At 49.1% G+C, this 22,746-nt stretch carries 26 protein-coding genes, 1 tRNA gene and 2 pseudogenes; 13 read left to right on the top strand and 16 right to left on the bottom strand.

What is annotated here, in order from left to right; all coding sequences use genetic code 11:
- Positions 1-187 precede the first annotated feature (187 nt).
- Both AC5JO6_RS25260 and trxA read right to left on the bottom strand, forming a co-directional pair.
- Entirely contained in the window at positions 188-721 is a 534-nt protein-coding gene (locus AC5JO6_RS25260) for a hypothetical protein (RefSeq protein ID WP_496083804.1), read from the bottom strand.
- Positions 722-881: 160 nt separating this feature from the next.
- Positions 882-1,199, bottom strand: coding sequence for a thioredoxin (trxA, locus tag AC5JO6_RS25255; protein ID WP_496083803.1), 318 nt, complete (start codon positions 1,197-1,199; stop codon positions 882-884).
- 32 nt (positions 1,200-1,231) lie between these two features.
- Here trxA and AC5JO6_RS25250 point away from each other — a divergent pair, with 32 nt between their 5' ends.
- The 3 genes from AC5JO6_RS25250 (at position 1,232) to groL (ending at position 4,071) form a co-directional block, all read left to right on the top strand.
- Positions 1,232-1,396: a hypothetical protein gene (locus tag AC5JO6_RS25250; protein ID WP_496083802.1), complete on the top strand. Its 165-nt coding sequence runs from the start codon at positions 1,232-1,234 to the stop codon at positions 1,394-1,396.
- Between the two features lie 136 nt (positions 1,397-1,532).
- On the top strand, positions 1,533-2,297 hold the full coding sequence (gene fabG, locus AC5JO6_RS25245) for a 3-oxoacyl-[acyl-carrier-protein] reductase (protein WP_496083801.1): 765 nt from the start codon (positions 1,533-1,535) through the stop codon (positions 2,295-2,297).
- 91 nt (positions 2,298-2,388) lie between these two features.
- Positions 2,389-4,071, top strand: coding sequence for a chaperonin GroEL (gene groL / locus AC5JO6_RS25240; protein ID WP_496083800.1), 1,683 nt, complete (start codon positions 2,389-2,391; stop codon positions 4,069-4,071).
- Positions 4,072-5,161: 1,090 nt separating this feature from the next.
- On the opposite strand, the gene AC5JO6_RS25235 is transcribed toward groL, so the two are convergent.
- The 6 genes and pseudogenes from AC5JO6_RS25235 to AC5JO6_RS25210 all read right to left on the bottom strand — a co-directional run bounded on the left by AC5JO6_RS25235 (position 5,162) and on the right by AC5JO6_RS25210 (position 8,243).
- Entirely contained in the window at positions 5,162-5,641 is a 480-nt protein-coding gene (locus AC5JO6_RS25235) for a hypothetical protein (protein WP_496083799.1), read from the bottom strand.
- Between the two features lie 152 nt (positions 5,642-5,793).
- Entirely contained in the window at positions 5,794-6,300 is a 507-nt protein-coding gene (locus AC5JO6_RS25230; RefSeq protein WP_496083798.1) for an SRPBCC domain-containing protein, read from the bottom strand.
- Between the two features lie 43 nt (positions 6,301-6,343).
- Positions 6,344-6,823, bottom strand: a complete 480-nt coding sequence (locus AC5JO6_RS25225; protein ID WP_496083797.1) for a VOC family protein — start codon at positions 6,821-6,823, stop codon at positions 6,344-6,346.
- Between the two features lie 30 nt (positions 6,824-6,853).
- Entirely contained in the window at positions 6,854-7,261 is a 408-nt protein-coding gene (locus AC5JO6_RS25220; protein ID WP_496083796.1) for a VOC family protein, read from the bottom strand.
- A gap of 15 nt (positions 7,262-7,276) precedes the next feature.
- The gene (locus AC5JO6_RS25215) at positions 7,277-7,621 is read right to left on the bottom strand and encodes an ArsR/SmtB family transcription factor (protein WP_496083795.1); all 345 of its coding nucleotides are present in this window, start codon (positions 7,619-7,621) and stop codon (positions 7,277-7,279) included.
- A 110-nt stretch (positions 7,622-7,731) separates the two neighbouring features.
- Positions 7,732-8,243: pseudogene (locus tag AC5JO6_RS25210) on the bottom strand (anthrone oxygenase family protein).
- A gap of 138 nt (positions 8,244-8,381) precedes the next feature.
- Between AC5JO6_RS25210 and AC5JO6_RS25205 the strand changes: the two are divergent.
- The 7 genes and pseudogenes from AC5JO6_RS25205 to AC5JO6_RS25175 all read left to right on the top strand — a co-directional run.
- Positions 8,382-8,669, top strand: a pseudogene (locus AC5JO6_RS25205) (AraC family transcriptional regulator); the annotation flags it as partial.
- 147 nt (positions 8,670-8,816) lie between these two features.
- On the top strand, positions 8,817-9,533 hold the full coding sequence (locus AC5JO6_RS25200) for a dienelactone hydrolase family protein (RefSeq protein WP_496083794.1): 717 nt from the start codon (positions 8,817-8,819) through the stop codon (positions 9,531-9,533).
- A 152-nt stretch (positions 9,534-9,685) separates the two neighbouring features.
- Positions 9,686-9,952 carry an antibiotic biosynthesis monooxygenase family protein gene (locus tag AC5JO6_RS25195; protein WP_496083926.1) on the top strand — a complete coding sequence of 89 codons (267 nt, stop codon included), beginning with the start codon at positions 9,686-9,688 and terminating at the stop codon, positions 9,950-9,952.
- Positions 9,953-10,115: 163 nt separating this feature from the next.
- Positions 10,116-10,310 carry a hypothetical protein gene (locus AC5JO6_RS25190; RefSeq protein WP_496083793.1) on the top strand — a complete coding sequence of 65 codons (195 nt, stop codon included), beginning with the start codon at positions 10,116-10,118 and terminating at the stop codon, positions 10,308-10,310.
- Positions 10,311-10,553: 243 nt separating this feature from the next.
- Positions 10,554-10,949, top strand: coding sequence for a nuclear transport factor 2 family protein (locus AC5JO6_RS25185; RefSeq protein WP_496083792.1), 396 nt, complete (start codon positions 10,554-10,556; stop codon positions 10,947-10,949).
- Positions 10,950-11,247: 298 nt separating this feature from the next.
- Positions 11,248-12,033 carry a class D beta-lactamase gene (gene blaOXA / locus AC5JO6_RS25180; protein WP_496083791.1) on the top strand — a complete coding sequence of 262 codons (786 nt, stop codon included), beginning with the start codon at positions 11,248-11,250 and terminating at the stop codon, positions 12,031-12,033.
- Positions 12,034-12,041: 8 nt separating this feature from the next.
- Positions 12,042-12,557 carry a GNAT family N-acetyltransferase gene (locus tag AC5JO6_RS25175; protein ID WP_496083790.1) on the top strand — a complete coding sequence of 172 codons (516 nt, stop codon included), beginning with the start codon at positions 12,042-12,044 and terminating at the stop codon, positions 12,555-12,557.
- 1 nt (position 12,558) lies between these two features.
- Here AC5JO6_RS25175 and AC5JO6_RS25170 read toward each other — a convergent pair whose 3' ends face one another.
- The 3 genes from AC5JO6_RS25170 to AC5JO6_RS25160 form a co-directional block, all read right to left on the bottom strand.
- On the bottom strand, positions 12,559-12,978 hold the full coding sequence (locus tag AC5JO6_RS25170; RefSeq protein ID WP_496083789.1) for a DUF2267 domain-containing protein: 420 nt from the start codon (positions 12,976-12,978) through the stop codon (positions 12,559-12,561).
- Positions 12,979-13,075: 97 nt separating this feature from the next.
- The gene (locus AC5JO6_RS25165) at positions 13,076-13,405 is read right to left on the bottom strand and encodes a putative quinol monooxygenase (RefSeq protein ID WP_496083788.1); all 330 of its coding nucleotides are present in this window, start codon (positions 13,403-13,405) and stop codon (positions 13,076-13,078) included.
- Positions 13,392-13,583: a hypothetical protein gene (locus AC5JO6_RS25160; RefSeq protein WP_496083787.1), complete on the bottom strand. Its 192-nt coding sequence runs from the start codon at positions 13,581-13,583 to the stop codon at positions 13,392-13,394. The genes AC5JO6_RS25165 and AC5JO6_RS25160 overlap by 14 nt, the downstream gene beginning before the upstream one ends.
- 8 nt (positions 13,584-13,591) lie before the next feature.
- On the opposite strand from AC5JO6_RS25160, the gene AC5JO6_RS25155 reads away from it, so the two are divergent.
- A protein-coding gene (locus tag AC5JO6_RS25155) for an IS1 family transposase (protein ID WP_496083786.1) occupies positions 13,592-14,298 on the top strand; the annotation gives its coding sequence in 2 pieces (ribosomal slippage) (positions 13,592-13,868 and positions 13,868-14,298; 708 coding nt in all).
- A 6-nt stretch (positions 14,299-14,304) separates the two neighbouring features.
- On the opposite strand, the gene AC5JO6_RS25150 is transcribed toward AC5JO6_RS25155, so the two are convergent.
- Complete coding sequence (locus tag AC5JO6_RS25150; protein WP_496083785.1) at positions 14,305-14,469, bottom strand: hypothetical protein; 165 nt, start codon at positions 14,467-14,469, stop codon at positions 14,305-14,307.
- A gap of 492 nt (positions 14,470-14,961) precedes the next feature.
- Positions 14,962-15,034 (bottom strand) — tRNA-Ala (locus AC5JO6_RS25145).
- Between the two features lie 1,083 nt (positions 15,035-16,117).
- On the opposite strand from AC5JO6_RS25145, the gene AC5JO6_RS25140 reads away from it, so the two are divergent.
- Positions 16,118-16,318 (top strand): hypothetical protein, encoded by a 201-nt coding sequence (locus AC5JO6_RS25140; RefSeq protein WP_496083784.1) that lies wholly within the window; start codon positions 16,118-16,120, stop codon positions 16,316-16,318.
- 70 nt (positions 16,319-16,388) lie between these two features.
- Here the strand turns inward: AC5JO6_RS25140 and AC5JO6_RS25135 are convergent, their stop codons facing one another.
- The 3 genes from AC5JO6_RS25135 to AC5JO6_RS25125 all read right to left on the bottom strand — a co-directional run bounded on the left by AC5JO6_RS25135 (position 16,389) and on the right by AC5JO6_RS25125 (position 20,478).
- Entirely contained in the window at positions 16,389-18,152 is a 1,764-nt protein-coding gene (locus tag AC5JO6_RS25135; protein ID WP_496083783.1) for a ribonuclease J, read from the bottom strand.
- A 267-nt stretch (positions 18,153-18,419) separates the two neighbouring features.
- On the bottom strand, positions 18,420-19,304 hold the full coding sequence (dapA, locus tag AC5JO6_RS25130; protein WP_496083782.1) for a 4-hydroxy-tetrahydrodipicolinate synthase: 885 nt from the start codon (positions 19,302-19,304) through the stop codon (positions 18,420-18,422).
- Between the two features lie 133 nt (positions 19,305-19,437).
- On the bottom strand, positions 19,438-20,478 hold the full coding sequence (locus AC5JO6_RS25125) for an aspartate-semialdehyde dehydrogenase (RefSeq protein ID WP_496083781.1): 1,041 nt from the start codon (positions 20,476-20,478) through the stop codon (positions 19,438-19,440).
- A 450-nt stretch (positions 20,479-20,928) separates the two neighbouring features.
- Here AC5JO6_RS25125 and tig point away from each other — a divergent pair, with 450 nt between their 5' ends.
- Complete coding sequence (tig, locus tag AC5JO6_RS25120; RefSeq protein ID WP_496083780.1) at positions 20,929-22,542, top strand: trigger factor; 1,614 nt, start codon at positions 20,929-20,931, stop codon at positions 22,540-22,542.
- The last annotated feature ends 204 nt before the right edge of the window (positions 22,543-22,746 follow it).

Genomic DNA, 22,746 nt, shown 5'->3' with positions numbered 1-22,746 from the left:
TAATGCCTGGAGCGATAAGGAAGGCATATGAAGAAGGGGAGTGGGGAGTGGGGGGGTAGAAGGCGGAAGGCAGAGGGCAGAGGGCAGAAGGTGGGAGTAGTGGGTAGTGGGGAGTAGAAAGGTGCGATCGCGCATAAAAATACCCCGATGGGGCGATCGGGGTGAAATGAAAAAGTGAGCTTACGGTTTAAGGGTAATTGCCAGCCGTACCATCTTCGTTTCTCCACTCCACAGAAGCAACGCGAAAATCAGGGCGATGATCTTTGTCGGTCACACTTGCCTGAAAATCAGCGTATCCCCCAGGTGCAAGGGAAAATTGATCTGTCCGGGTACGCGGCGTTAATGTCTGCGATCCCGCTTGAACTATAAGCGTCACTGACATGCCACTAATTCTTTGCTGTGTTTGATTCTGTATTTTGCCAGAGAGAGTCCAACTACCAGAGCCGTTATCTTTAATCTCACGCGCTGTTTCCACGACTTGACCACTGTTAGCAGCTTTTTTCTGAGGTCGCAGACTAGCCATCTGGTTCGTCGGAGTTTTGTCTAAGTCAATGGCGACTGGTTTACCAGCACAAAGAGTTGTCAGGTTAATCACACGCCCCGACAACGTCCTCATATAGCAGGGATAATCAGGCTCAGTCGATGCATTTGCAGCCCGAACAGCAGGCAAAAGGAGCATAGCGGCGACGGCTGGTACAACAGCCCAACGAAAAAGTTTCATGATTTGACCGGGTGAGTTCTGTTTAAAGAATTCCCGTATCAATAGAAAAATCCCTAAACTTGTGATGAAGAGTTGACGAAGAAGATGGTGAGCCAAGCCTTTGAAGCAAACTTCATCCTCACTCCTCACCCCTTACTCCTCTCTCCTCTCTCCTCACCTCCTACACCAACGCTTGCAGCCGCTGAATCAGCTTCTCCGCAGGCACCACACCTTCAATGCGTTCCACAGGCTGTCCGTCTTTAAAGAGCACCAGCGTTGGCAGTGCATGGATTTGGTGCTCTGTCGCAATTTGCGGATATTTGTCAGTATCGATCTTGATCACCTTCACCTGATGCTTCATCTGAGCATTTACCTGCTCCAAAATGCCCGCCATCATTTGACAAGGACCGCACCACGTCGCGTAAAAATCAACCAAAACAGGCAATTCTGAGCCAGAGAGCAATTCTTGAAAGCTATCAAACTGCTTTTTAACCGCCATAGGAATTCTCCGATCGCCTGCTGGCGATTCTAGTGTTGCTAACTACGATCGCCCCTCCCACCCCTCCTCCCACCAAAACTCAACACTTTCTTAATCCTTGCGATCGCGGTCTTTCTACTGCTGTTTCCAGACGCACAGTTTGGTCAGCGGTCAGCAATCAGCGGTCAGCGGTCAGCGGTCAGCTTTTTAGCCTTTAGCCTTTAGCCTTCATCCCCCTGCTCCCTCTGCCCCCCTGCTTCCCCTGCTCCCCATGCTTCCTATCACCCCTCACTCCTCTCCCTCCCCACTCCCCCTTTCCTCTATGATCATTAAGCGACATTTGGAGAGATAACTATGGAAGCACTGCCAACCAACCTGCAACGGCTCCAGGGAAAAGTGGCGATCGTCACAGGCGGTTCACGCGGGATCGGTCGTGCGACGGCGCTGGCATTGGCAGCAGAAGGGGCAAAGGTTGTGGTGAACTATGCCAGTTCTCGTGAGTCTGCCGATCGCGTAGTCGCTGAGGTTGAGGCGATGGGGAGTCAGGCGATCGCGCTTCCCGCTGATGTGTCGAAAGCCGATCAAGTGGATGAGTTAGTCAACGCGGTCATGGAGAAGTGGGGGCAGGTGGATGTCCTCGTGAACAATGCCGGGATTACCCGCGATACACTGCTGCTGCGGATGAAACCAGAGGATTGGCAGGCAGTCATTGACCTCAACTTAACTGGGGTCTTTTTGTGTACTCGTGCCGTGAGCAAAATTATGCTGAAGCAGCGATCGGGACGCATTGTCAGCATTACTTCTGTTGCAGGGCAAATGGGCAACCCTGGGCAGGCAAACTACAGCGCTGCAAAGGCAGGAGTCATCGGTTTTACCAAAACCGTAGCGAAAGAACTGGCAACTCGTGGTATCACGGTCAACGCGGTTGCTCCGGGCTTCATCACCACTGATATGACGGCTGATGTCAAAGCAGAAGGTATCCTGCAATTTATCCCGCTGGGACGCTACGGCAAACCTGAAGAAGTGGCAGGGCTGATCCGCTTTCTCGCTGCTGATCCCGCTGCTGCCTACATCACAGGGCAGGTGATGAACGTCGATGGTGGCATGGTGATGGCGTAGAAACGTGTCTACGAGTATGAATCACAGGTAATCATTTAGCACTCTCTGCCATTGAGTGCTAAAGTCAATGTGAAGAACTGAGCGAGTAGTTATGGCAAAAATTGTTGTCTTTAATGACGAATCGCGGCAGGCATTAGAGCGAGGCGTGAATGCGCTGGCAGATGCCGTTCGCGTGACCTTGGGACCAAAGGGTCGTAACGTCCTTCTGGAAAAGAAATATGGTGCGCCTCAGATTGTGAACGATGGTGTCACGATCGCACGCGAAATTGAACTAGAAGATCCGCTCGAAAACACAGGGGCTGCCCTCATTCGGGAAGTTGCCTCTAAAACGAAAGACCTGGCAGGCGATGGCACCACCACTGCTACCGTGCTGGCACAGGCAATGATCCGAGAAGGCATGAAGAACGTGGCGGCTGGGACAAATCCAGTTGCCCTACGTCGCGGCATTGAAAAAGCCGTCATCAAACTGGTAGACGAAATCAAGGCAGTTGCGAAGCCCGTGGAAGGCAACGCGATCGCCCAGGTTGCGACCGTTTCATCTGGCAACGATGAAGAAGTGGGAGCCATGATCGCCGAAGCAATGGATAAAGTCGGCAAAGACGGCGTGATCACCGTCGAAGAATCCAAATCGCTCAACACCGAGCTGGATTTGGTCGAAGGGATGCAGATCGATCGCGGCTACATCTCGCCTTACTTTGTGACCGATGCTGAGCGCATGATCACCGAGCTTGACGATGTGCTGATTCTACTTGCCGACAAGAAAATTAGCTCCATCCAGGATCTGATCCCAGTGCTAGAGAAAATTGCGCGATCGGCTCAACCCCTTCTCATCATTGCTGAAGATGTAGAAGGCGAAGCGCTGGCAACCCTCGTCGTTAACCGTCTGCGCGGCGTGTTGAATGCAACCGCCATTAAAGCACCTGGTTTTGGCGATCGCCGCAAAGCCATGCTGCAAGACATTGCCGTACTGACAGGTGGCTCGGTCGTTTCCGAAGAAATTGGTCTCAGCCTTGATACTGTCACGCTCGAAATGCTCGGCAAAGCGCAGAAAATCACCGTCACCAAAGACTCCACCACGATCGTTTCTGGCATCGAAAACAAAAAGGACATCGACCAGCGCGTGGCTCAACTGCGTAAGGAACTCGATCGCAGCGATTCCGAATATGACAAAGAGAAACTGCAAGAACGTATTGCTAAACTGGCAGGCGGCGTTGCAGTGATCAAAGTCGGTGCAGCAACGGAAACGGAACTAAAAAGCCGCAAACTTCGCATTGAAGACGCTCTCAACGCGACCAAAGCAGCCGTTGAAGAAGGCATCGTTCCCGGTGGTGGCACTACGCTCATTCACCTCATTCCCAAACTGCTTGAGTTCAGAGCAGGCTTGAGTGCAGAGGAGCAAATTGGAGCCGACATTGTGATCAAAGCACTGGAAGCGCCTCTACGTCAGATTGCGGACAACTCCGGCGTTGAAGGCACTGTTGTGGTCGAAAAAGTCCGCCACTCTGATTTCAACATCGGCTACAACGCGCTCACCGATGTGTATGAAGACCTGATTGCAGCAGGGATTGTCGATCCGGCTAAAGTGGTGCGCTCTGCGATCCAGGATGCAGCGTCGATCGCAGGCATGGTGCTCACCACCGAAGCGCTAGTCGTTGAGAAGCCTGAACCCAAAGGCGCTGGCGGTGGTGCTCCTGATATGGGCGGCATGGGCGGCATGGGCGGCATGGGCGGCATGGGTGGTATGGGTGGCATGGGCGGCATGGGCATGATGTAGTCCATCCGCTTTAAAAACCTTCGTTTTACGAATAAAAAAGCAGCTATTCATTAGCTGCTTTTTGTTTGCGTTTCCGTGTTGGCTACTTCTATAGCAGTGTCTTATCGCGATTCGCACGATCATGTCGCTAATTCTCGTAGTTTAGCGACCCTTGCGAGACACAAAAAACGATCGAGCCTAGAATAGGCAAAGCTTTCAGAGATAGGGTTTTACTAGAGAGAGCATTTTTGACTTTATAAAACAACACGCGCTCAAGCTTGTCCCTTGAGCGCAGGACAGCTATCAATTTAGTTGTCCTGCTGCTTTTATCTGGTAGGTGCAGAAGTTTGCAGACCTCTGCCTCTTTCATCCTTCTCGATCAATAAAATTGTAGCGAAATTAGTCCTATCTATTCAAAATTCAAACGTGATACTGTCGCTGCGTGTGCATGATTGATCTCCGCATGGACTTTCATTCCATCTCACACCAGATTAGTCATACATACTCCTTCCTGACGCATTTTTCATTCCGTCTCACGCCAAACTTGTCATTGCGACTTAATCCAGAACTTTCAGCCATCATTCACGGTTTTAGTCCTTTCATTCCATCCCACGCTAAATTGGTCATTGCGACGGGATCGGTTTCGAGACGCTGGAATTCAAAGGCGACCTTTCATTCGGTCTCACGCCAAATTGGTCATTGCAACCAGGAAGCCCTGTTGAATTTGTGTCACGTCTCAAAACTTTCATTCCGTCTCACGCCAAGTTGGTCATTGCAACATTCTTTTGCCTCTTCTTTTGTCAAGAAAAAATGGCGTTTCATTCCGTCTCACGCCAAATTGGTCATTGCAACCCTTGACAACTAAAACCCTTGATTTGTAACAGTTTCAAGCTTTATTTTGGCAAAGCTCCTCTCTCGTATCACCTTTACCCTTCTGTACAAAGGTATGTGAACAAGAGAGATTGTGAAACCCACAGCCACTCAGGAATTAGAAATTGGCAAAGGTACCAGGAATATAACTCCCGCTCCCGTTTGCCAAAATATCGAGAAGAATTCGTAGCCACCTTGGAGAACCAAGCCCTACCCTTAACAAATCAGAAGAACTGCTCTGCTAAAGGCGTTTAGATCCTTGCGGATCATACTCACTTATCTGGGTTGCACAGACTATGATTGAAGTAGGTCGTGAACCTGTGTCCCTTTCTCTCCGCTGGTGAAAATAGCTTTGTAGTAGATCGTATCCCTCCTTTGAAATACTGCTAGCATTCCAAATCGCTAGGATTTTACGGCGCATTGTATCTACAACAGTAACGACTAAGTGTTTATCGAGATCCAGAAGAACACCGACAAAGATATTGGGAACACCTTCATAAAGTGGGCGATCGGGACGATCGAACAAGAGGGAATTTTGTAGGCAGTCTAGCTTTGGACGCGGTTTTGCCAGATCATCTTGAAGCTCCTGAATTGCCTTTGTCAGAGATCTCATCTTTTTGGACTGGGCTTTACTTCTGAGGGCTTCGGGTACTTCCTCTATGCTCTGTAAAAGTTGCTGCTTTTCCTCTAATTCTTCTTGTTTCTTTCTCAACTTCTCCAATTGAGGCTCCAGTTTGCGCTGGCGAACCTTCTCTAAGCCCTGCTTGGATAGAGAATCGGGGTAGTGCCCTTACGTAAAGGACAGAGAAAAAAGCCTAATTCTGAGAGCTTTATCTAGCAAGCCTTCTAAAAATGGCGATTATTCTTCATCCTTTAAGAAATAGAGCTACCCTGGAGGTATTCACTCAGGCAGTCGAGGCTAGAGTTCCAGCCAGCAATAACGCCCATTTCTTCGTGTTTGCGGCGATCGCTCACCGTCTCATGCATAACCTGAATTGTCAGCTTCGTCTTTCCACCTAAATCTTCAAATAGGACGGTGACAACCATTCCCTGAGGTAGGTCTGCATCCAGCACTTGCTCAATGCCCTCGCCAAATTCATCAGTCGTCACAATTCGTTCGGGCGGAACAATTTCACGAAATACTCCTTCTGATGGATACTCGGTGCCATCAGTACCGATCATCACATAGCGCCAGTGTCCGAGCGGGCGAAAATCCAGTTCCTCGACACGAGTCGTGAAGCCTGCGGGACCAAACCACTGCTCAATATGCTTGGGTTCTGTCCAGGCTTTAAACACAAGTTCACGAGGTGCATTGAAGATACGAGTGATAATGATTTCGCGATCGGATTGATTTGTGGTGGAATGATCGTGTTCCCACATAAGACTCCTACTTGCAATAAAGCAATGACGATTGTTGATTTGGCTAACGGATACCGTCCGCTGCACGCTCGATCGTGGCAATATCGAGCTTGACCATTTGCATCATCGCCTCTTGGGCACGTCGAGCACGGTCTGTGTCGGGGTCATTGAGTAATTCGATCATCCGCTTGGGTACGATCTGCCAGGAAAACCCCCAACGATCTTTGACCCAGCCACAGGCGACTTCCGCTCCACCCTCTGCGATCGCAGTCCATAGGCGATCGACTTCAGGCTGATCATCACAATGGATTTGAAACGACACGGCTTCAGTGAACGGAAACTGCGAGCCGCCGTTTAGCCCCACATATTGCGCACCAGCCAAAGTAAATTCGACCGTCAAGACCATTCCGGCGGGACCACTCGGCGTGTCAGCGGGAGACTTCAAAATCCGGTCGATGCGCGAACCTGGCAGCAGCGAGACATAGAACTCAGCCGCTTCTTCGGCGTTGCCGTCGAACCATAAACAAGGGACGATTTTTTGCATAACGTCTTCTCCTATTTCTTTGCAAGTCCTTTAATTTCTCTGCTCTGGGCTGGGTTCCATGTATACCCACTCCCAAATGTGCCCATCTAAGTCCTGAAAGCCGTGTCCATACATAAATCCATGATCTTCAGGTTCTTTGTACGTATTGCCACCTGCTGCAACGGCTGTTTTCACCATTTCATCCACAGCGGCTCGACTTTCCCTAGACAAGCAAATGAGCACTTCAGTACTTTTCGTTGCATCACAGATTGCATTCGGTGTAAATGTTTTGAATCTGTCGTGCATCAATAGCATCACAAAGATATTGTCATCCACAATCATGCAAGTTGTTGTTTCATCTGTAAACTCAGGATTGAATTTGAAGCCGAGTTGTGTGAAGAACTGCACTGATTGATCAAGCGCTTTCACAGGTAAATTCACAAAAATCTGAGTTGTCATAACTTCTCCTTTCGACTAGCGATCGCTCCTTTTCTCCTCTATCTGTAATTCCTGGAGATACTGATCCAGGCGATCGAAACGTTGTTCCCAGAATTGGCAATAGTGTTCCAGCCAGTTTGCGACATCCTTCAGCGGTTCTGGATTAAGTTGGCAGGGTCGCCATTGGGCATCTCGGCTGCGGGTAATCAGGTGAGCACGTTCCAGAACTTTGAGATGTTTGGAGATGGCAGGCAGGCTGATCTCAAAGGGTTCAGCAAGTTCTGTGACGGTGGCTTCTCCTTGTACAAGTTGTGCCAGAATTGCCCGACGGGTGGGGTCAGCCAGGGCAGATAGAGTAACACTCAGTTGATCAGTGGACATTTAACCCAAGAGTATTTAACCGCGCAGTTAATTAACCACTAGGTTAATTGTACTACTCTGCTCTGTCAAGGGCAATCTTCATTGTTTTGATGAACTTTTGTATTGAAGTTCTATTTCAAAGGGATAACCGTAAATAATGCCGCTGCTGCCAGTGCTGCGATCGTCCGTACATGGTTCCAGAAAGTCCAATCGTTCAGGTATTTTGCCCAGAGAGTTGCGCCTTCTGGGCTGTCGGGTTTCGCGAGTGCCGAAGGCAGGTCAGAGACCAACGCCAGGGCATCATTGAGCGTTACATTGCAGGCGATCGTCACGCCGATTGTGCCAACAAGATAGAGCAGGTACCAACGAGTAAGGAGACAGCACCCGATTGCTGCCATTTGAGCAGAACGGAAACTGCTAGAACGAGACAAGCGAAAGCCGTTCCAAACAGGGCAATCATGAACAACGGATTAATCGCCGTAATATTGATCGATTGCATTGCGGCAATCCCTTGAGATGGCTGAAGTCGAGCTAGCGCAGGCATGACAAACGTGGAGAAGGCGAAGAAGACTCCTGCCATCAACCCGCAGCCGAGTGCGGCGACAAGCATTAAGAGGAAGCGCAAATTGTTAGCAGTTGCCATAAGCCTCCTATGGATTAATGTCAGTTTGACGGACTAGCCTATGTTGCATAGAGGCAGTCTATTAACCTTAGACTGCCTGTTTTAACGTCTAAACCACTGTCGAATCACCTGTCCTTTCCACATCCAAAGTCCAGATAGGAGTATATTCATGAGCATCTGCATCAGAACTTGAAATTGAGTGACTTGAGCGCGATCGCCCAACTCAGTCCCTACCATTTTCTGCGTCTATTCAAGCAGCAAATGAAAGTAACACCCCACCAGTACATTTTGCGATGCCGGGTTGAGCAGGCAAAACATTTGCTGCAACACAGTCAACTTAGTCTTGCCGAGATCGCGGTCAGGGTTGGATTTTGTGACCAGAGTCATCTAACGCGGAGCTTTAAGCACATCTTTGGCGTGACTCCGAACCAGTTTCTGAAATCCTGACGCTCGACTCGTGATTTCTTCCTGGATAGCTCCACGATTTGCTCTGATAGTGCGATCGCAAGATTATCCAAAAACTCCGCAACTTCTTTCTAGAGGTTTCCATTGCCAGTTTTTTAAGCTGTTTAGAAATAGAACTGGGACGAGATCATGCACATTCAAGAAAATGAAATCTTCATTCCCGCTCCTGATGGACAAATGCCTGCCGTACTGTTTGTTCCGGAGAAACTCGACCGCAAACCTGCGATTCTACTTCTCATGGAGGCATTTGGCGTAACACCCCACATTCGTGATGTGGCGAAACGAATTGCCCAGGAAGGATACGTCGTCCTCACGCCCGATCTTTACTACCGTGAATTGCCCAACAACACGTTTGGCTATGATAAGGTTGAGCAGGCAATGGCAATGATGTGGCGCTTAGATTTTGGTCAGTCAATGGAAAACGACCTTCGAGCCGCCTTAACGTTCTTGAAGACTCAACCGAATGTGAACGCTAAACACATTGGGGTTACAGGTTTTTGTTTGGGTGGCGGCTTAACCTTTTTTACCGCTTGCAGATTGTCCAGTGAAATCGCAGCAGCAGCCCCGTTCTACGGCATGGTTCTGGACGAGTGGATTGATGCGGTGAAGGAGATTACTGTGCCGGTGCTGTTGTTTTTTGGAAGGCGTGATGTCTTTATCTCGGGCGATCGCATCCAGCAAATCGACGATCGCTTCCGGGAGCTAGACAAAGACTACACCCTAACAGTTTACCCTGAAGCAGGACATGGATTTTTCTGCAATGAGCGATCGGATTACCATCCTTCAGCCGCAGCAGACGCTTGGCAAAAACTCACTCAGTTCTTTCAACAACATCTAATCAATTGAGGTGGCTCTGGAAACAACACGATTAACAATCCCTACATCATGAACCCGTATTGAGCCGTGATTTTATAATCGCGCGGGCTTTTTCTGGATGTGGCAACATCTGCTTGCTGTGGATCAGAAATGCCACTGCCAAAGCAACAGGCTGCGTACAAGTGAAAGCTGGAATTTGCAGACCCGACGAAGTGATCACGGTCAGCTACTGGCGTTCAGAACAGGACTTAAAACAGTTCTTCCAAGGGGAACCCCATCGGCAGATGATGCAATTTGTGATGAAACATCCCAATAGCCTTTGTTTGTATAACGAGACTTATCGACCCCGACACAGCGGTAAATACAGCCATGAACCCCTTACCCAAGCTTGGCAAGATAAGAGGTACAATCCAAACTCCCGCATCAACTCCCGCTTGTGCGTTTTTTGAGCTAATGGAGGAAGAATTATGGTTTGGCTAGAAGTGACTCAGGGCAGCCAAATTTGGGTCTATGAATACGTAGCAAGACGTTGCCGAAATCGACGCAAAAGGAGAGATCACCGCACTGATGCTCTCCATGCTGGACACGATTTGGGGCAAGCTTGTTATCCCGATGCGATTCCTTACGCTTCCCTGGAATGCTCCTTTTTACTCAAAGCTAGGGTTTTGCGCTGTTGACGAAACTGAACTGACGACTGGTTTTCAACAAATTAGGCTCAAAGAAATGGCAGCCGGATTACCGATCGTCGATCGAGTCATTACGCAGTGTGTCCTTCCGCCGCCTGATCATCCTGTTACACCAAAATGAGAAATAATGGCTGCTACATTGCTTGATTAGCTATCTTCACATTTGAAGATCGATCACAGGAATTTGACAGTGCCACAAGAATTTGACAGCCTGGACTAGAATATTTGCCTAGCCTTGGAAAGGTGCAAGCTGTGATGACATGAAGGGAAGCTTGTTTTGTAAACCATTGAGTCAGAAAGCTCACTTAGAAAAGGAATTGACTGCTGCTCTAGACGGCGATCGCGAGTGGAGGAATGAATCTATATGTCACTACTGTCCACGCTCTGCCAATTAGAGTGCGAGCTACATCAGCCGAAGTGTCGAGGCGATCGAGAGCGCTTGATACAGTTGCTAGCTCCTGACTTCATGGAGTTCGGACGATCAGGAGCGACCTACACGCGCGACCACACTCTAATGTTGTTGCCGACTGATCCAGAACCACCACAGATCCACGCTCAAAACTTTGCTGTGAACAAACTCTCGGATTCGATCGCGTTACTCACCTACCAATCGGCTCACGTAAACCCATCGGGAGAGTTGTTCCATCACACGAACCGATCGTCGATTTGGCGGCTTGATGCGTCAGGCTGGCAAATGGTGTTTCACCAAGGCACACCCACAGCCCCTTTTGATCAATCTGCAACCCAACATAGCCTCTGAAGCGACGAACGGACTCAGGTTAAATTGAGTTGCACTATGAAGTACATAAAAGCGATCGCTAACCAGACGAGAGAACTATATAGAAGAACTAGAGAACACTACCATCTAGAGCGGCGTTCGTTTATGTGAGCAAGTCCGCCTAGATTTCTCGCCGCATTGTCTGGAATCTACTTTGGTTCCAATGTAGTCTTGCAAGTTCTACTCTTGCTTTAAGAAAGAAATGCGCTACCCCAAATTTATCAGGTTTTCTCTCTTGATCAGTTGCGCGATCTCGCTCTGGTTCGCCTGGAATTCAACGATGTTTGGAGTGCGTTTAGCGCAAAGCGCAACTGCAAAGCAATCGCAATCTGCACTCACTGCACAAGCCTCCAATTTGAGTCGAGCTTTTCAGGAACTGGGGGTGAATGGCTCGATCGTCATCTACGACAAAAACAACCAACGCTTCTACGAACACAATCCATCTCGTAATGTCACTGCCTTTTTTCCGGGTTCTACCTTCAAAATTCTGAATGCGCTGATCTCGCTGGAAACGGGGGTAATTTCAGATGATGTTGCCGTTTTAACCTGGGATGGTGTCACGCGCGAGATTCCTGCCTGGAACCGGGATACAAACTTACGACAAGCCTTCAAAGACTCTACCGTTTGGTTTTATCAAGTTCTAGCACGCAAGAACGGGCATGAGCGGATGCAGAAGTTTGTTGAGCAGGTGAGTTATGGTAACCGTCAAATTGGGGCTGCGGATCGAATTGATCGGTTCTGGCTAGAGGGTCCGTTGCAAATTACGCCGAAACAGGAAATTGAGTTCCTGCAAAAATTGGAGCGCAACGATCTGCCATTTTCACAACGCGCGATCGATCTGATCAAAGACATGATGATCATCGAGAGAACACCCGACTATACTCTGCGCGGTAAAACGGGTTGGCTCAACAGTGTGACTCCGAATATTGGCTGGATTGTCGGTTATCTAGAACAGAACAACAACGTCTATTTCTATGCCACAAGCATGGATATGGCAACGATCAAAGATGCTGGCAAACGGTTAGAACTGACTCGCCGCAGTCTCCAAAACCTGGGACTCCTTTAACTAAAATCATGATCACCTTACGCACTGCTACGATCGCTGACCTGACACTCCTGCAACATTGGGATGAGCAACCCCATGTGATTGCCTCAGACCCGAATGATGACTGGCATTGGGAGGAAGAACTCGATCGCACTCCAGATTGGCGCGAACAATTGATTGCTGAACTCGATGGGCGGGCGATCGGATTTATGCAAATCATTGATCCGGCACGAGAAGAAAGCCACTACTGGGGAGAGGTTGCAGACAACCTTCGTGCCATTGATATTTGGATTGGTGAAGCGACTGATTTAGGCAAAGGCTATGGCACAAAAATGATGCGGCTTGCCCTGGACAGATGTTTTGCTGATCCGACTGTAGCGGCTGTGCTGGTTGATCCACTGGTCAGCAATACTCGCGTTCACCCCTTCTACGAACGATTGGGTTTTCAATGTATTGATCGCCGCCAATTTGATGACGATGATTGCTTTGTGTATCGCCTGAATCGAGAAGACTGGCATCCTGAAACTGTCGAATTTAGAGGATGAGTCATGGACACCAAAAGTCGTGGGCTGGGGCTGGTAGACGGCTCAGTACATTGTCAAGTTTCGCTTCGTCAATGTTCTTCCTGAGTGCTACGGCAACGGCTTGAATGGCTATCTCAGGGGCAAAGTTATGATCTGCCCGCAACCCCTGAACTTCTTGAGTCATTTCTATGCGGTCGGCAAAACTACGACGCGGCTCACTGGTATCCCAGTTCGCAACAAATATGGCTCGCAGAACGGGTGGAAGAACCCCAGCAAAGTGAATTGCTTCTGGAAGTGTGAGCCGCCGCCGAAAGGTTTGCAGAACGCCTTGCACCATCGTGTAAGTTTGATTGGTTGTGATTAGACCAGAGGCTTCACGGGCATCCAACAGAAATTTTTCAAATTCAATCGCAGCTCGTTGATATTCAGCTGGCATCGGCATACTTGTTAGTTCCCATTTAATGAGCGATACCTTCATAGCCATCTCTGGCTTTACTACCGAACTGCAACTTTATGCAGCTTCTAGTCAATTTTGAACACTACTGAATCTGCTGCCACTCATTGACACAACTCAACACAGAGGTTTCCCTAAGTAGTTCAAGCCAATTTGGTAGTTTCTCTTCATACGCCTTTCGATAGCTTTTGGCTTGCAACTGATTCTGAACAAATGCTTCAACAGAGGATTCGCACCATCGCTCATACAGGGTGAATCGATTCGCATCCTGCGTGTCTTGGTGCATATAACAGGTCACGAAGGTGTTTTCCTTCGCCATGTGATTAATTACCTCTACGACCGCATCCTTCCACTCTTGTACGCAGTCAGGTTTGACTTGAAACTGAACATAAAATACTAAGTCACGATCGGGCATAATTTTCTCCTATAGATTTCCATCCTTGTGCAACCAAAGCTTTTAGGGCAACTTGAGCGTTGGCGATCGCCTGATTCCGAGCATCATCCCCCAGGGCAAGACTATCGGTGTAAACAAAGTCAGGGTAGCAATGCATAGTAATGGTAAACTGATAAACCAGAATTTCCAACCATTGCAAGCGATTCGATGAACTGCCCCAAGTGCCAATCGACTCAAGTGATCAAGTACGGGCATACTCATTACGGCAAACCACGATTCCAGTGTCGAGACTGTGGGCGGCAGTTTGTAGCGGATGCAACCCGACAACCGATTGATGAGGCAACGCGTCAATTAATTGATCAGTTGTTGCTTAAACGCTTGGCACTAGCAGCGATCGCGCGAGTCACAGGTGTGTCTGAGCGATGGTTACAACTGTACGTCAATCAGAACTTTTACCAGACTCCCCAAACCATCGAAGTCACCCCAAAAAACCGGGTCGGTTGACCATTCAACTCGACGAGATGTGGTCGTTTGTTGGCTCTAAAGCGAACAAGCAATGGATCTGGTTGGCAATTGATGCCGATAGCCGTGAGATGGTTGGAGTCTTCGTGGGTGATCGCTCTCGACAGGGCGCAAAGGGACTTTGGCAATCCCTACCAGCAGTGTACCGCCAGTGCGCGCTTGGCTACACCGATTTTTGGGAGGCGTATGAGCAGATCCTACCGAGCAAACGACATCGGGCGGTGGGCAAAGAAACTGGCAAAACCAGCTATATTGAGCGCTTCAACAATACCTTGCGGCAGCGGGTCGGGCGCTTGGTGCGTCAAACCTTGTCGTTCTCCAAGAAGTTGAGTAACCACATTGGGGCAATTTGGTATTTTGTGCATCATTACAATGCCTCTCTTCGTTCTTGACCATTACTATTCAGCACTACCGCTTTCCTCCTTAGCCATGAGTGTCCACCATTGCCAATGGAGGAAATTTCTAGACGACTGGAGATTCATAGAAGGACGATCTTTAGGCTCTTTCCAGAACTGTGTCAGGCGATTTCTGCCAAGTACGATAAATTCAAAAAGGTCTGTCATCGTCAAGCCATTGAGCAGACTCGCCAGGAAGTCAAGCAGGCTGTTCTAAAACTTTACAGTGAGGGCTTGTAGCCATCTGAAGAACGGGTGGCTCAACTTATCAGTAAACCTGGTTACTTACGATATAAACAGGTACGTGCAGCCATAGAAGAGGCAAAGCTGGACTCTAGCACCGAAAGCAAAAATTTAGGTATGAGTTAGTTTTGCTGCTGTTAGCCTCACCTAAGACGACTGGCTATTCATCCGTAGTAGGAGAGCTTTAGTCAGATAACTCTAAGGCTAAAGGGCTTTAAGCATAATCTTTTAGCCCCTCGGAGGTGTTGAAGGAAATGATAAGGTAGTCTTATAGTACAGCCGAATTCATTGTTTGGAGTAGCAGAAACTTTTACAAGCATTAAGTGACCACGAGCAGTTACAAGCATTAAGTGGCAATTGTGGCAATTAATGCTTGTTGTCCCACCAGAAACCAGAACTGCTGACATCGCTCTACAATGGAGCTAAGCGGATTCGAACCGCTGACCCTCTCAATGCCATTGAGATGCGCTACCAACTGCGCTATAGCCCCTGATGCATTCTTCATAATGCCTCAGTAATCGTAATCCGTCAAGCAGCCTTTCAACGTGAGTAGTGCTCCTTCGTAAAGGGTAGAGGGAAGTAGGCAGTAATCGTTCTTTTCAGCGCCTATGTCAACCATCCCTTTATCCGCTTTCCTAACTGTGGCTCCGATGGCAGCATGAAAAAATGGCACCGCACAGTGGGGCAACCAAAACTATAAAGACCGTGCTTGTGGTCGCCCATTGGTTGAGTAGCCCCAATGAAAGTGCCAGGAACCAAACAGTGTGCGCTGCTTGACCGCTTTTGCATGACGACAACATACTGATACTGTGGCATTGAGCTGGTGATTGAGGGAGCCTTGTTTCTCTCTATCTTTACCAAACAAGACAACCCAGCGTGATTAAGTAGCTAGGTGGAATTAAACGTAGGATGTGTTGGGCGTAGCCATAACGCATCAGAACCTTGAGCAGCATAGGTTACGCTTCACTTTTCTTGAATGCCGAAGGCTATACCAATCCGACGCAGATTTTGTATTTAATTGAACTTTCCTACTCAGGTATTTTCAACTGATCATTCCGCTTTGTATGGGGCGGTAGTCTCCTGCTAGTTGTCATACACTACTAGCCACCAAGGTATGTGAGACGTGAGTAGTACCGACGCTTAGTGTGTCTTTCACAGGTCAAGGCACAGTGAGCGAGGAGGTTTTGTGAGTAAGCAGATGCTGTGATAGGAGTTTCATGCCCATATCGACGAGTAGCTCTAGCGAGACGTGAGATCGATCGATTAAATCCACAGCTCACTAAAACAAACTTTGCGTGAAGCAGCATTGAACAATGGGTTTGAGCAGTGGGTTTAAGCCCCTTAACTTACAGTAGTTAGTCCTGTGCAGGCTCAGATCGAATTGGCATAACCAGCGTTTTGTTACCTGGCTAACAGGAACTTTTTACAAAACCTTTATATTATTGGCTTCATAAAGATAAATCTATTCTCTGTTAAAGAAGCGTATTTTAATTATTGTCTGTCAATAAACAACTTCATGCCACATGGGGATTAGCTGCCCGTTTGCGGTATCGGTAAGATCTGGGGTTCTGCCATGCTTTTGATTCGAGAAATCGTCCAACATGCTTTTATAACTGGCTGCCTGACGATCGAGGCAGAAAACCAATTGCGTCAGCTCTTACGAACTAAGTATGATGCCAAAGACTTAAAGGCGTTTATGCTACTGCAACAAGCAGCAATGTCTGGCTCTGTCCGGCAGGAATCGCGTGAACGGGACGATCGCGTCATGGCATGAACAACGAAGCAGAGCATTACATCAATGCTCTGCTTCACAGTCATCAGCTTACAGATCTTCAGTGAGACAGTTACGACGCGATCGCGGGTGTGCGTCGCTCAAGGCTTACTTCTCGCACGGGTGGCTCTTCAGGATTCTGCATCAAAAAGACGAGCAGTGGGTTACTTTGCAAATCGCGTCGCAACGTCCGCTGGATTTCGCGGTCGATCTGAGTTTGCAGTCCTACCCAGTCGATCTCAAGCTGTCCATCATGACCAACTGGACGGGCAAATTCATGCCAGCGATCGCGCAGGACGGTATCAATCGCAGTTTCGATAGCGGTTTGGAGCTTAGATCGCTCTAGCGATGTCACCACACCGCTCAGGTGAATTTGAGGCTTCGCCATCAGTGCTCCTGTCCAGCCGATCGCAGCAGCGACGGTCACAATGCCATCACCTGCTAGTTGCTGGCGTTCACGCAGCACTTTGCTGTTTACCACACCAGAGCGAGATGTATCCACAAGCTCAATGCCCGACGGCACTTTACCTGCAATCCGCATTGAGGTTGCAGTCAGCTCAACTACATCTCCGTTGTCAATAATCACCATGTTCTCAGCAGGTACGCCCACACTTTGAGCCGTCTGAGAATGCTTCACCAGCATTCGGTGTTCACCGTGGACAGGCAGAAAGAATTTGGGTCGGGTTAAGCCAAGCATAAGTTTTTGGTCTTCCTGGCAACCGTGTCCAGAAACGTGGATGCCATGCTCCTTGCCGTAGATCACCTTGGCACCCTTCATCATGAGCCGATCGATCGTGTTAACAACGGCGATCGTATTGCCAGGAATCGGATTCGCCGAAAAGACAACCGTGTCGCCCTCACGGATTTTAACCTGACGATGGTCGCCATTCGAGATGCGAGTCATCGCTGACATCGGCTCACCCTGCGAACCAGTGGTAAGAATCAAAACGTGTTCGTCCGCTAGTTTTTGGAGTACTTGCAGCGGCTGAAACAAGCTGTCTTCGCACTTGATATAACCCAGGGTACGAGCATGAGCAATAAGGTTCAGCATCGATCGCCCGACGACCGAAACCACACGCCCATTCTTCTTTGCCAGATCCAGAATCATGTTGATGCGGTGGACTGACGATGCAAACGTTGTGACTAGCAAACGCCCCTTCGCCTGAGCAAAAATGCGATCGAGGTTGGGATACACCGATCGCTCGGAAGGGGTACTGCCTGGAATTTCTGAGTTGGTCGAGTCGCTGATCAGGCACTGAACGCCTTTTTCGCCATATTCTGCCAATCGTTGAAAGTCAAAGTACTCGCCATCAACAGGCGTGTGATCAACTTTAAAGTCGCCTGTATGAATGACCACACCGACTGGGGTACGAATGGCAACGGTGAAGCTATCTGCCATTGAGTGCGTATTGCGGATAAACTCCACAAAAAACGATTTGCCGAGGCGAACCGTTTCACGCGGTCCAACAGTGCGCAGTTCCGTCCGCTTGGTCACGCCTGCCTCGCTCAGCTTATCTTTGAGCAACGCCATTGCTAGGCGAGGACCGTAGATGATAGGAATTTCAAATTGCTTGAGGTGAAAAGCAATACCGCCAATATGGTCTTCGTGACCATGCGTGACGATCATGCCCTTAATTTTGTGACGATTTTCCCGCAGATAGGTCATGTCTGGCAGGACGATGTTCACCCCATGCATCCCATCTGTCGGGAATGCAAGCCCTGCATCAAGCAAAATAATTTCGTCATTAATTTCAAAGACGCAGGTGTTTTTGCCGATTTCATGCAAGCCACCAAGGGGGATGATTTTCAGCGCGGGTGAAGTATTGTTTTGAGTCATTGGCATCCTTATCGAACGTGTAGAGAGTAAAGAAAATTGGTTGGTTGAGAATAGTTGAAGCGGTTACAGCCAACCGCTCGATTCAGTTGTCGAGCGGTTGGAAACCTGCAAGTAGGAGCGCTGGGGTGGCTAACCAACGTCAGTGTGCAAAAGCTGTATGAATCAGCAAGCACTGTACGATCGCCAGCTACTTAACGTCCTCGGCACAAACCTTGTACAGGTAGTGAGCGTATTCAGTTGTCTAGAAACTTTATGGGCTGTAGATGCCTAGAGTAGAGCCAGACGTTTCATCACTGACGTTAAGGTAGTCGTCAAATCAGTTGAAGAATCTGCCAGCGGGGGACGGGTAGAGCCGACTTGCCAACCCTGTAGTCTCAGTGCTGCCTTAATTGGAATCGGATTAGCAGTCACAAACAAAGCTTTAAATAAAGGAAAAAGCTCAATATGAATCTTGGTAGCGACTTGATGCTGACCCGCTTCAAATGCCTGAATCATTTGTTGAAGCTGTAAACCCACCAAGTGACTGGCAACACTAACGATACCTTTTCCACCGATCGCTAGCAGTGGCAATGTGATGGAGTCATCTCCAGAGTAGAGTGCAAATTCGGGTGGTGTCAAACGTTGAATTTCACTCGCCTGATCAAGATTCCCCGTTGACTCTTTGATCGCAACAATGTTCTCGATCGTAGCAAGGCGACCGACTGTTTCAGCCTGCATGTTCTGCCCGGTGCGCCCCGGTACGTTGTAGAGCATCATCGGCAGTTCAGGCGCAGCTTCCGCGATCGCCTTAAAGTGCTGATAAAGCCCTTCTTGAGGAGGCTTGTTGTAGTAGGGAACGACTTGTAAAGAACCATCTAATCCTAGTTTAGCTGCTTTTTGGGTTGCTGCGATCGCTTCTCGCGTCGAGTTTGAGCCAGTACCTGCGATCACTTTTGCTTTGCCTGCTACCGTCCGCTGCACCACCTGGAAAAGTTCGTACTCCTCATCCCAGGTTAGGGTGGGCGATTCTCCCGTCGTGCCACAGACGACAAGGGTATCGGTGCCATGCTCAGCGAGATGGTACGCCAACTTCTCGGCGATCGCAAAGTCTACTCTGCCATCGTCTTTGAATGGCGTGACCATTGCAGTTAAAACACGTCCAAAATTCACCACACGGTTACGGTTGCTAGTTGTTGGTTTTTAGTTGTTGGCTGCGGAGCTTTTAGCCACATCGTTTAGTCTTTCATGGGAGGCAGGCTTCAACACGAGGGTACAAGCGCTGCTTACTAGCTAATCGCTAACGGCTCTAATTTGCAAGAGCGATCGACGGTTGAATCAGATTTTGCTGTGCCAATAGTTCGGCAATCTGTATCGCATTGAGCGCTGCGCCCTTACGAATCTGGTCGCCGCAGAGCCAAAGTTCCAATCCTTTAGGATGAGAGAGATCCTGACGGATGCGTCCAACGAGTACGTTGTCTTTACCACTGGCATCGATCGGCATCGGAAAGTAGTTTGCCTTCCAGTCTTCTACCAGCGTTACACCCGGAGCATGACTCAGAACGCTCCGCGCGTGCGCCACATCAAACGGGTGTTCAAATTCCAGATTAAGCGCTTCAGAGTGTGCCCGCAATACGGGAACCCGTATGCAAGTCGCCGTTATCCGCAAATCGGGTGTCCCGAAAATTTTGCGCGTTTCGTTGACCATCTTCATTTCTTCTTCACAGTATCCCTGCTCGTCAAGCGCGGAGTTATGCGGGAACAGGTTGAATGCTAACGGATAGGGAAACAGCTCTGCCACTGGCTCTTGCCCCTGCAAAATTGCCTGAGCCTGAGTTTTCACCTCTGCCATTGCTCGCGCCCCAGCACCACTGGCAGACTGATAGGTTGCTGCAACGATGCGTCGAATGGGCTGTACCTGGTGCAGGGGGTAAACCGCAACTGCCATCAAAATTGTCGTGCAGTTGGGGTTGGCGATGAGTCCTCGGTGAGTAGCTGCCGCCTGAGGGTTCACCTCTGGCACCACTAGCGGGACGGTTGGATCCATCCGAAAGGCGCTGGAATTGTCAATAAATACTGCTCCAGCAGCGATCGCAGTTGCCACCCACGCCTTCGACACCGACGCACCCGCCGATGCCAGTACCAGATCGACGTTTTTAAAGCTTTTGTCCTCAACCGCTTCGATGGGCAGAGGTTCACCTTTAAACGAAAGCGTTTGCCCTGCCGATCGTGCCGATGCCAGTAATTTCAAGCTTGCGATCGGAAAGTCTCGCTGCTCAAGCAGTGCCAACAGCTCTGTACCGACTGCGCCTGTCGCCCCTAAAATAGCGACTCGATAGGGATGAACCAACGTACTCTCCTCCAGACAATAAGTATGAAAAGGCGAAATTTTAAAGAGGGGTGAGGTTAAAACGCTTAGTAGAAGCTATTTATTGTCCCTTCTTCCTGAAATGCTCGGCAGCAAAGACTTTCCAGCTCAATTTAGAAGTTCAGCTTCTCTACTCTTAGCGTTGTAAATCTTACCCACGTCATAAGTTCAGCATACGCTCTCAGGGAATGCCAGAGTTCTAACGAAATTTTTCGTAAACCCAACGTTAAGCCCGATCTTTAAGATTCGCTTACATTAATGAGCAACCGTCAAGCAGGATCAGTTACGATTACGTATTGCGGCGATGCAGTGAATGCGATCGCCACCTTGGACTGTCTGTTAATCAGACCGTTGAGTGAGTGATTCTACGCCCCTTGAGCGGCTCGTCAGGCTGTTAACCCACTAAAGTAAGTGTCTGTAGCGAATATACCGATGAAAGTTACCCAGGAAAAGCTTCCCGCCAGTCAGATTGGCTTGGAAATCGAAATTACGCCGGAAATGTCTCAAAAGGCTTACGAGCAGGTCATTCAGAAGTTTACCCGCTCAGCCAATATTCCTGGGTTTCGTAAGGGCAAAGTGCCACGACAGGTGTTGATTCAGCGCTTTGGCTCGGTGCAACTCAAAGCGACCGCGTTAGAAGAACTCATCGACGAGACGTTAAAGCAGGCGATCGAGCAAGAAAAAATTGACGCACTGGGTAACTTTCAACTGCGATCGTCGTTTGATGACTTGGTAAGCCAGTTTGTGCCCGGTTCAGCACTCACGTTTTCCGCCTCTGTTGACGTGCAGCCAGACGTAGCGCTGGCTCAGTACACTGGCTTTCAACTTCAAGCAGAAGAAGTAAAGCCTGATGCTGAACAGGTAGACAAAGTGTTGCTGCAATACCAAGAGCAAACCGCGACCTTGATCCCAGTTGAAGGACGCGCTGCCCAACTAGGCGACACGACCATCGTGGACTACAAAGGCGTACTGGTGGCTGATGACCCGGAAGCCGAAGCCGAACCCTTTCCCGGCGGTGAAGCCGAAGACTTTCAGGTCGAGCTGACGGAAGGAAAGTTCATTGAAGGCTTTATCGACGGCATTGTGGGAATGACACCGGGTGAAACGAAAGATGTTTCTGTACCTTTCCCGGACGACTATCCACAAGAAACGCTGGCGGGTCGGGCAGCCCGCTTTACCATCACTCTGAAAGAGATCAAGGAAAAGGAGCTACCTGACCTTGACGATGACTTTGCTCAAGAGGTGAGTGAGTTTGAAACGCTGACAGAGCTGCGATCGTCCCTGGAAACCCGCTACAACGAAGAAGCCGATGCAAAAACAACGGCAAACAAAGAGCAGGCAATTCTGGATGAACTGCTCAAGCACATTGAGGTTGAGCTGCCAGAAACGCTCGTCGAACGGGAATCAACCTACCTCCTGAACCAGACAGCAGCGCAACTGCAAAACCAGGGCATTGATGTCAAACGCCTGTTCAATCAAGAAACCGTTGCGATGCTCAAAGAGCGATCGCGCCCTGAAGCAATTGATCGCATCAAACGCACACTGGCACTGGGTGAAGTCGCCAAACGCGAGTCTCTTAAGGTTGAACCTGAAGAAATTAGTGTAAAAGTCACTGAACTGCTGGCAGAGTTGGGCGATCGTGAGATTGACCCCGATCGGCTCCAGGCAGTAGTCGCCGAGGATCTGCTGAAAGAGAAAATTGTTGACTGGCTGATTGAACGATCGACGATCGAGCTTGTGCCCGAAGGGACATTAGCAAAACCGGAAGCGGCGGAAGGAGGGGAGGCTGAGGAAGCAGAGGAGACTCTAGCAGCGACCGTTGAAACTGACGCGACAGACGCTAATACGGTAGATGTCACCGCATCGGTCGTTGAACCAACAACAGAGACTGAACCATCTAGGGATTCTACTTCTGACGCTCCAGCGATCGCGGCTGATGCCGAAGCCGATCCTGAACTCGCTGAATCGGCTGAGGCTGCCGAAACTGAAAAGCCGAAAAAACCGCGTAAAACGGCAAAGACAAAAGCAGAGTCACCAGACGAATAACATTTTGTCTATCTCTATCTGAAAAAGTTGAAAACCTCGGAGTTTAAGCAACTACATTGGTGACTATGCTTGATACTTGGTTAAACCTCCGAGGTTTGCGCCAGCCCTAACGTTTTGTCTCTATCTGTAAAGGGAATGCGTTGCGCCTTGAAATACCAGGGTTACAATAGCGGAGCATTTCACTTGGGGTGTCCACAAGTCCCT

The organism is Tildeniella sp., from assembly GCF_059505325.1.
This window is presented reverse-complemented; position numbering and strand designations above follow the sequence as displayed.

Excerpts from the sequence above, each read along its gene's own strand:
- AC5JO6_RS25140 (WP_496083784.1), top strand. The coding sequence starts at position 16,118 with ATGCTTTTGATTCGAGAAATCGTCCAACATGCTTTTATAACTGGCTGC.
- tig (WP_496083780.1), top strand. The coding sequence starts at position 20,929 with ATGAAAGTTACCCAGGAAAAGCTTCCCGCCAGTCAGATTGGCTTGGAA.
- AC5JO6_RS25135 (WP_496083783.1), bottom strand. The coding sequence starts at position 18,152 with ATGACTCAAAACAATACTTCACCCGCGCTGAAAATCATCCCCCTTGGT.
- AC5JO6_RS25165 (WP_496083788.1), bottom strand. The coding sequence starts at position 13,405 with ATGCCCGATCGTGACTTAGTATTTTATGTTCAGTTTCAAGTCAAACCT.
- fabG (WP_496083801.1), top strand. The coding sequence starts at position 1,533 with ATGGAAGCACTGCCAACCAACCTGCAACGGCTCCAGGGAAAAGTGGCG.
- blaOXA (WP_496083791.1), top strand. The coding sequence starts at position 11,248 with ATGTTTGGAGTGCGTTTAGCGCAAAGCGCAACTGCAAAGCAATCGCAA.
- AC5JO6_RS25225 (WP_496083797.1), bottom strand. The coding sequence starts at position 6,823 with ATGCAAAAAATCGTCCCTTGTTTATGGTTCGACGGCAACGCCGAAGAA.
- trxA (WP_496083803.1), bottom strand. The coding sequence starts at position 1,199 with ATGGCGGTTAAAAAGCAGTTTGATAGCTTTCAAGAATTGCTCTCTGGC.
- groL (WP_496083800.1), top strand. The coding sequence starts at position 2,389 with ATGGCAAAAATTGTTGTCTTTAATGACGAATCGCGGCAGGCATTAGAG.
- AC5JO6_RS25215 (WP_496083795.1), bottom strand. The coding sequence starts at position 7,621 with ATGTCCACTGATCAACTGAGTGTTACTCTATCTGCCCTGGCTGACCCC.
- AC5JO6_RS25230 (WP_496083798.1), bottom strand. The coding sequence starts at position 6,300 with ATGTGGGAACACGATCATTCCACCACAAATCAATCCGATCGCGAAATC.
- AC5JO6_RS25150 (WP_496083785.1), bottom strand. The coding sequence starts at position 14,469 with ATGACAGACCTTTTTGAATTTATCGTACTTGGCAGAAATCGCCTGACA.
- AC5JO6_RS25260 (WP_496083804.1), bottom strand. The coding sequence starts at position 721 with ATGAAACTTTTTCGTTGGGCTGTTGTACCAGCCGTCGCCGCTATGCTC.
- AC5JO6_RS25185 (WP_496083792.1), top strand. The coding sequence starts at position 10,554 with ATGTCACTACTGTCCACGCTCTGCCAATTAGAGTGCGAGCTACATCAG.
- AC5JO6_RS25190 (WP_496083793.1), top strand. The coding sequence starts at position 10,116 with ATGCGATTCCTTACGCTTCCCTGGAATGCTCCTTTTTACTCAAAGCTA.
- AC5JO6_RS25200 (WP_496083794.1), top strand. The coding sequence starts at position 8,817 with ATGCACATTCAAGAAAATGAAATCTTCATTCCCGCTCCTGATGGACAA.
- AC5JO6_RS25175 (WP_496083790.1), top strand. The coding sequence starts at position 12,042 with ATGATCACCTTACGCACTGCTACGATCGCTGACCTGACACTCCTGCAA.
- AC5JO6_RS25170 (WP_496083789.1), bottom strand. The coding sequence starts at position 12,978 with ATGCCGATGCCAGCTGAATATCAACGAGCTGCGATTGAATTTGAAAAA.
- AC5JO6_RS25220 (WP_496083796.1), bottom strand. The coding sequence starts at position 7,261 with ATGACAACTCAGATTTTTGTGAATTTACCTGTGAAAGCGCTTGATCAA.